The 7,088-nt window shown below is 58.1% G+C and carries 6 protein-coding genes; 4 read left to right on the top strand and 2 right to left on the bottom strand.

Going from position 1 to position 7,088, the window contains the following annotated elements; genetic code table 11:
- Positions 1-260: 260 nt before the first annotated feature.
- Together FHK92_RS12560 and FHK92_RS12555 are read right to left on the bottom strand one after the other, a co-directional pair.
- Positions 261-1,481, bottom strand: a complete 1,221-nt coding sequence (locus tag FHK92_RS12560; protein WP_181288349.1) for a CaiB/BaiF CoA transferase family protein — start codon at positions 1,479-1,481, stop codon at positions 261-263.
- 13 nt (positions 1,482-1,494) lie between these two features.
- Positions 1,495-2,676: an acyl-CoA dehydrogenase gene (locus tag FHK92_RS12555; protein ID WP_039593369.1), complete on the bottom strand. Its 1,182-nt coding sequence runs from the start codon at positions 2,674-2,676 to the stop codon at positions 1,495-1,497.
- 157 nt (positions 2,677-2,833) lie between these two features.
- Here FHK92_RS12555 and FHK92_RS12550 point away from each other — a divergent pair, with 157 nt between their 5' ends.
- From FHK92_RS12550 to FHK92_RS12535, 4 genes are all read left to right on the top strand, one after another.
- Positions 2,834-3,730 carry a LysR family transcriptional regulator gene (locus FHK92_RS12550; protein ID WP_181288348.1) on the top strand — a complete coding sequence of 299 codons (897 nt, stop codon included), beginning with the start codon at positions 2,834-2,836 and terminating at the stop codon, positions 3,728-3,730.
- 434 nt (positions 3,731-4,164) lie between these two features.
- Positions 4,165-5,286: a Re/Si-specific NAD(P)(+) transhydrogenase subunit alpha gene (locus FHK92_RS12545; protein WP_181288347.1), complete on the top strand. Its 1,122-nt coding sequence runs from the start codon at positions 4,165-4,167 to the stop codon at positions 5,284-5,286.
- A 15-nt stretch (positions 5,287-5,301) separates the two neighbouring features.
- Positions 5,302-5,625 (top strand): NAD(P) transhydrogenase subunit alpha, encoded by a 324-nt coding sequence (locus FHK92_RS12540; RefSeq protein WP_181288346.1) that lies wholly within the window; start codon positions 5,302-5,304, stop codon positions 5,623-5,625.
- Entirely contained in the window at positions 5,625-7,061 is a 1,437-nt protein-coding gene (locus FHK92_RS12535) for an NAD(P)(+) transhydrogenase (Re/Si-specific) subunit beta (RefSeq protein ID WP_181288345.1), read from the top strand. Before FHK92_RS12540 ends, FHK92_RS12535 begins: the two co-directional genes overlap by 1 nt.
- Positions 7,062-7,088: the final 27 nt, after the last annotated feature.

The following is a 7,088-nucleotide window of genomic DNA, read 5'->3' as shown; positions in this document are numbered from 1 at the left end:
TCGCCGATAGAGCCAAACAACACCGCTCTATCAACTCCTTCAGCGCTTCGATGAACTGAAGCACCTGACCTATCGAAACCTACTTAACTCATTGAAACTCAAGGAGTTTTCCGTTTCGACTGCGCCGGAAGTGGGGCGAATTATAGACATCCAGAATCTGCCGTCAACCCTTTATTTCGCTTTTCTATCAATAAGTTGCGCAGCACTGGCAAACCCGTCGTTTTCGCCCCTTAAATCCTTCTCCTATATAGAGAGGATACTCAAAGGACCTCAGCTACCCTGAGCGCTGTCACCGCGGCTTCATCCAGCCCCAAGACCCGCTGCAGCACCTCAAGCGTATGCTCCCCTAATAAAGGGGGCGCATTGCGATATTCCACAGGCGTATCGGACAACCTGATCGGACTGGCGACTTGCGGCACTTTACCGGCCAGCAGGTGTGGCAATTCCATCGCCAATCCACGCGCCTGCACCTGAGGGTCGGCAAACACTTGGGCAAGGTCGTTGATAGGCCCACAAGGCACGCCCGCCTGCTCCAACTGAGCTACCCATTCGGCCGTGGTCTTGAACACCGTCGCCTGGCGAATCAACGGAATCAACACCGCCCGATTCGCCACCCGCAGCTTGTTGGTTGCAAAGCGCGGGTCATCCGCCCACTGAGGTTGACCGGCAACCTCAGCGAACTTTCGGAACTGACCGTCATTACCCACGGTAAGGATGAAATCACCATCAGCCGTTGGAAAATCCTGATAAGGCACGATGTTCGGGTGAGCATTGCCCAACCGCTTCGGCGCATTTCCCGTGGTCAGGTAATTCATAGCCTGGTTGGCCAGACAAGCCACTTGGACATCCAGCAGGGCCATATCGATGTGCTGTCCACCGCCGGCATGATCGCGGTGAGCCAGCGCCGCGAGAATGGCAGCAGTCGAGTACAGACCCGTGAGGATATCTGTCAGCGCGACCCCAACCTTCACCGGCCCCGCGCCCTCATCGCCCTCCGGCCGACCGGTCAGGCTCATCAAACCTCCCAACCCTTGGATCATGAAGTCATACCCGGCGCGCTTGGCATAGGGCCCAGTCTGTCCAAAACCGGTGATCGAGCAGTAGATCAATTGTGGATTGATCACCTTTAGCGATTCATAGTCCAGGCCATACGCAGCCAGCCCACCCACCTTGAAGTTCTCGATCAGAATGTCGGACTTGGCCGCCAGCTCTCGCACCAGCCGCTGCCCTTCTGGACGCGTGAAATCAATGGTCACCGACTGCTTGTTGCGATTGGCCGACAAATAATAAGCGGCTTCGGTCGTGTTCTCGCCTCGGGCATCCTTCAGGAAAGGCGGCCCCCATGCGCGCGTATCGTCGCCATTGCCGGGACGCTCGACCTTGATGACATCAGCCCCCAGGTCCGCCAGGATCTGTCCAGCCCACGGCCCAGCCAGGACCCTTGATAAATCCAATACTCGCAGATGCGAAAGCGCGCCCATTGCCGTTCTCCTATTAATAGAACGCCTGGATACCGGTTTGCGCACGCCCGAGGATTAGCGCATGCACGTCGTGCGTGCCTTCGTAGGTGTTCACGACTTCCAGATTCACCAGATGACGGGCAATGCCGAACTCATCGGAGATACCGTTACCGCCCAGCATGTCCCGCGCCATACGGGCAATGTCCAACGACTTGCCACAGGAGTTGCGCTTCATGATCGAAGTGATCTCTACCGCCGCGCTGCCTTCATCCTTCATGCGACCTAGGCGCAGGCAACCCTGCAAGGCAAGCGTGATTTCAGTTTGCATATCCGCCAGTTTTTTCTGGATTAACTGATTCGCAGCAAGCGGTCGACCGAACTGTTGGCGGTCCAGCGTGTACTGGCGAGCGGTATGCCAGCAGAACTCAGCGGCCCCCAAAGCGCCCCAGGAGATGCCGTAGCGGGCCGAGTTGAGGCAGGTAAACGGACCCTTCAGCCCACGGACATCCGGAAAAATGTTTTCTTCTGGAACGAATACATTGTCCATGACGATTTCGCCGGTGATCGAGGCGCGCAGCCCGACCTTGCCATGAATAGCCGGCGCGCTCAGGCCCTTCCAGCCTTTTTCAAGAACGAAACCGCGAATATCGCCAGCGTCGTCCTTGCCCCAGACTACGAATACATCAGCGATAGGACTGTTGGTGATCCACATTTTGCTGCCCGTCAGGCTGTAGCCACCTTCCACTTTGCGTGCACGAGTAATCATCGCGCCTGGGTCCGAACCATGGTTTGGCTCGGTCAGACCAAAGCAGCCGATCCATTCACCCGACGCCAGCTTCGGCAAATACTTCTGCTTTTGCGCCTCGGTCCCGAATTCGTTGATCGGCACCATGACCAGCGAGGACTGCACGCTCATCATCGAGCGATAGCCGGAATCGACGCGCTCCACTTCGCGAGCGATCAGACCGTAGCTCACATAATTCAGCCCGCTGCCGCCGTATTGTTCGGGAATGGTTGCCCCCAGGAGGCCCACCTCACCCATCTCGCGGAAAATTGCCGGGTCGGTCTTCTCATGACGGAACGCTTCCAATACGCGCGGCGCGAGCTTCTGCTGGGCGAACTGCTCGGCAGTGTCGCGGATCATGCGTTCTTCTTCAGTGAGCTGTTGATCCAGCAACAGTGGATCGATCCAGTTGAAGCTCGCTTTGCCGGCCATGAAAAAATCCTCGCCAATTGAATTGAAAATCGTGGATTGATCCTAGGCGCGGTTTCCTACAAGGGCAAACGAGGATTACGCACTCAGTTGTGCTAATTTCTCACTCCGTAAACGCCAAAAACCCCGTTTAGTCGCGTATCGAGTGAGGCTTATGTACATGCGTCGTAAAATCCCCAGCACCGCCGCCTTGGTCAGTTTTGAATCTGCCGCGCGCCATGAGAGCTTCACCAAGGCGGCGCAAGAACTTTCCCTTACCCAAGGCGCTATCTGCCGACAGATCGCTAGCCTGGAAGACTTTCTCAATGTGGAGCTTTTCAGGCGGTCGCACCGCGGCGTCAAGTTGACCGAAGCAGGTCTCTCCTATAGCCGTCGCGTTGCCACGCAACTGGACGCCGTCGAGCGCGACACGCTTTCGGTCATGGGACACACCGGTGCGAACGTCATCGAATTGGCCGTTGTGCCAACGTTTGGTACCCAATGGTTGCTGCCACGCCTCAAGGACTTCCAACAGCAGCACCCGGAAGTCACCGTCAACCTGACCAACCGCACGCGGCCCTTTCTATTTGCCGACACGGAGTTTGACGCCGCTATCTATTTTGGCGATGCGGACTGGTCCGGCACCGAATCCCACAAGCTGATGGGGGAAAATCCGATGCCGGTATGCAGTCCCCTCTTACTGGCCGGGAGGAAAAACCTGACACCTGAGGCCATCGCCGAACTGCCCCTGCTCCAGCAGACCACGCGCCCTTATGCGTGGCGCCAATGGTTCAACGCTCAGAGTCTGAACATTGCGCGGGACCTGACAGGTCCGCGTTATGAACTATTCTCCATGCTCGCCCAGGCAGCCATGCACGACATGGGCATTGCGCTGATTCCACCCTTCCTGATTCAGCGCGAGCTGGCAGAGAAAAGGCTGGTCGTGGCCAACCGTAACGCGCTGTCGAGCATCAAGGCTTACTACCTGATGATTCCGGAGCGAAAGGTTGAATCCGCCTCTCTTCGAGCTTTTCGTGACTGGCTCGTGAACCAAGCTAATAACTATCTACCTGATTAACAAAGGAAAAATACAAACCTGTTTAGGTAGTGCCCTAACAGAAGTCGCTACAGATATAAGTTTATGTCGCATTCAGTCAATCTGTTATGGAACCCGTGCAGTAGTCTCCAAAGCGTGTAAATACATGGCTTTGAGCCATATCGCACAGCACATCAGGGCCTATTCATCCGGCCGATGGGAAAAAATGTAAAATCGGACCGGAATCCTCGGGAAGCACGGCCTACAAGGGGTTTAGCCGGATAAATGCGACGTTCGGTCACAGGGTGACTTGTAGTTAATTTTCCGTCACCCGTCATAATCCCTTGAAGGGCTGGATTTTCGCCTGCAAAATGCCGCGCCCCGCCTGGTTTGGCGGGATCGTGCTGATCGGCCGCCCCAGCCGCACCATCCGAAGTGCCTGGGTTTACTCAATAAGATCACGCAGGAGATTTGACGTGCACATTGGTGTTCCCCTCGAAACCCAAACGGGTGAAACACGGGTTGCTGCTACCCCGGAAACCATCAAGAAGTTGATCGGCCAAGGCCATAAAGTCACTGTACAAAGCGGCGCCGGTATCAAGGCCAGCGTTATCGACAGTGCCTATGAGGCAGCGGGCGCAACCATTGGCAGCGCCAATGATGCATTCGGGGCCGAGCTGATTCTCAAGGTGGTTGCCCCCAGCGACAGCGAACTGACGCTGATCAAGAGCGGCACCGTTCTGGTGGGCATGCTCAATCCGTTCAACAACGAAACCCTCGCCAAGCTGGCCGAACGTGGCATAACCGCTTTCGCCTTGGAAGCCGCGCCACGTACTTCCCGCGCCCAGAGCCTGGATGTGCTGTCGTCTCAAGCGAACATTGCCGGCTACAAGGCCGTGCTGCTGGCCGCTCACTACTATCCGCGCTTCATGCCGATGCTTATGACTGCCGCAGGCACCGTGAAAGCGGCGCGCGTGCTGATTCTCGGCGCGGGCGTGGCCGGGTTGCAGGCGATTGCCACGGCCAAGCGCCTGGGTGCCGTGATCGAGGCTTCGGATGTGCGGCCGGCGGTCAAGGAACAAATCGAATCCCTTGGCGCCAAGTTCGTCGACGTGCCTTACGAGACCGACGAAGAGCGTGAATGCGCGGTCGGTGTCGGCGGTTACGCCCGGCCCATGCCTGCCAGCTGGATGCAGCGCCAGGCCCAGGCTGTGCACGAGCGAGCCAAACAGGCCGACATCGTCATCACCACCGCACTGATTCCGGGCCGCAAGGCACCGACTTTGCTGAGTGCCGAAACCGTCGCGCAGATGAAACCTGGCTCGGTGGTCATCGACCTCGCGGCAGCCCAGGGCGGTAACTGCCCGTTGACCGTGGCCGATCAGGTCGTGATCGAGAATGGCGTGACCATTTGCGGCCCGACCAACCTGGCCGGTGAAGTCGCGGCCGATGCCTCGGCGCTGTACGCCCGCAACCTGCTGGACTTCCTGAAGCTGGTCTTCACCAAGGAAGGTCAGTTCGACGTGAACCTGGAAGACGACATCGTCGCCGCGTGCCTGATGTGCCGCGACGGCCAAGTCATCCGCAAAAACGCCTAAGCAGGGATTCAGACAATGGAAGAGCTCATCTCCCCCGGTATCTACAACCTGATCATCTTTGTGCTGGCAATTTATGTCGGTTACCACGTGGTCTGGAACGTAACGCCCGCGCTGCACACGCCGTTGATGGCGGTGACCAACGCCATTTCGGCGATCGTGATCGTCGGCGCCATGCTCGCCGCTGCGCTGACCATAACGCCTCTGGGTAAGACCATGGGCACCCTCGCCGTGGCCCTGGCCGCGGTGAACGTGTTCGGTGGCTTCCTGGTGACGCGCCGCATGCTTGAAATGTTCAAGAAAAAAGCCCCGAAAGCCGTAAAAGAAGAGGCGCCCAAGTAATGAGCATGAACCTGGTAACGACGCTCTACCTGATCGCGTCCATCTGTTTCATCCAGGCCCTCAAAGGCCTGTCGCACCCGACCACCTCCCGCCGCGGCAACCTGTTCGGCATGCTCGGCATGGCGTTGGCGGTGCTCACTACCGTGGGCCTCATCTATAAGCTCGGTGCTGAGCTGGCCACTGCCGGGATCGGCTACGTCATCGTCGGTCTGCTGATCGGCGGCACCGCCGGTTCGATCATGGCCAAGCGTGTCGAGATGACCAAGATGCCGGAACTGGTCGCTTTCATGCACAGCATGATCGGCCTGGCTGCCGTGTTCATTGCCATCGCCGCCGTTGTCGAGCCGCAATCGCTGGGTATCGTCAAGCAACTGGGTGATTCAATCCCTGCCGGTAACCGCCTGGAACTATTCCTGGGCGCCGCCATTGGTGCAATTACCTTCTCCGGTTCGGTGATCGCCTTTGGCAAGCTGTCGGGCAAGTACAAGTTCCGCCTGTTCCAGGGCGCACCGGTACAGTTTGGTGGCCAGCACAAGATCAACCTGATCCTGGGCCTGGCAACGCTGGGCCTGGGCCTGACCTTCATGTTCACCGGCAACCTCGGCGCATTCGCCTTGATGCTGGCTCTGGCGTTCGTGCTGGGCGTGTTGATCATCATCCCGATCGGCGGCGCGGACATGCCGGTGGTGGTCTCGATGCTTAACAGTTATTCCGGCTGGGCTGCAGCGGGCATCGGCTTCTCGCTGAACAACTCGATGCTGATCATTGCCGGTTCGTTGGTGGGTTCGAGCGGTGCGATCCTTTCGTACATCATGTGTAAGGCGATGAACCGTTCGTTCTTTAACGTATTGCTCGGCGGTTTCGGCAACACCGCAGATGCGGCTGGCCCGGCAGGCTCCAAAGAAGCCCGCCCGGTGAAATCCGGTTCGGCTGACGACGCGACCTTCCTGCTGACCAACGCCGACACGGTAATCATCGTGCCGGGCTATGGCCTGGCGGTAGCACGGGCGCAGCACGCGCTGAAAGAGCTGACCGAGAAGCTGACCCACCACGGCGTGACCGTTAAATACGCGATCCACCCGGTGGCCGGTCGCATGCCCGGGCACATGAACGTCCTACTGGCCGAGGCTGAAGTGCCTTACGACCAGGTGTTCGAGATGGAAGACATCAACTCCGAATTCGGCCAGGCCGACGTGGTGTTGGTACTGGGCGCCAACGACGTGGTCAACCCGGCGGCGAAGAACGATCCGAAGTCGCCGATTGCCGGCATGCCGATCCTCGAAGCGTTCAAGGCCAAGACCATCATCGTCAACAAGCGCTCGATGGCCAGCGGTTATGCAGGCCTGGACAATGAGCTGTTCTATCTCGACAAGACCATGATGGTCTTCGGCGACGCCAAGAAGGTCATCGAAGACATGGTCAAAGCCGTGGAATAAGCTACTGCGGTTTATCAAAACGCCTCG

Origin of the sequence: Pseudomonas brassicacearum subsp. neoaurantiaca (genome assembly GCF_013608025.1) — a bacterium.
Lineage (GTDB): Bacteria > Pseudomonadota > Gammaproteobacteria > Pseudomonadales > Pseudomonadaceae > Aquipseudomonas.
This window is presented reverse-complemented; position numbering and strand designations above follow the sequence as displayed.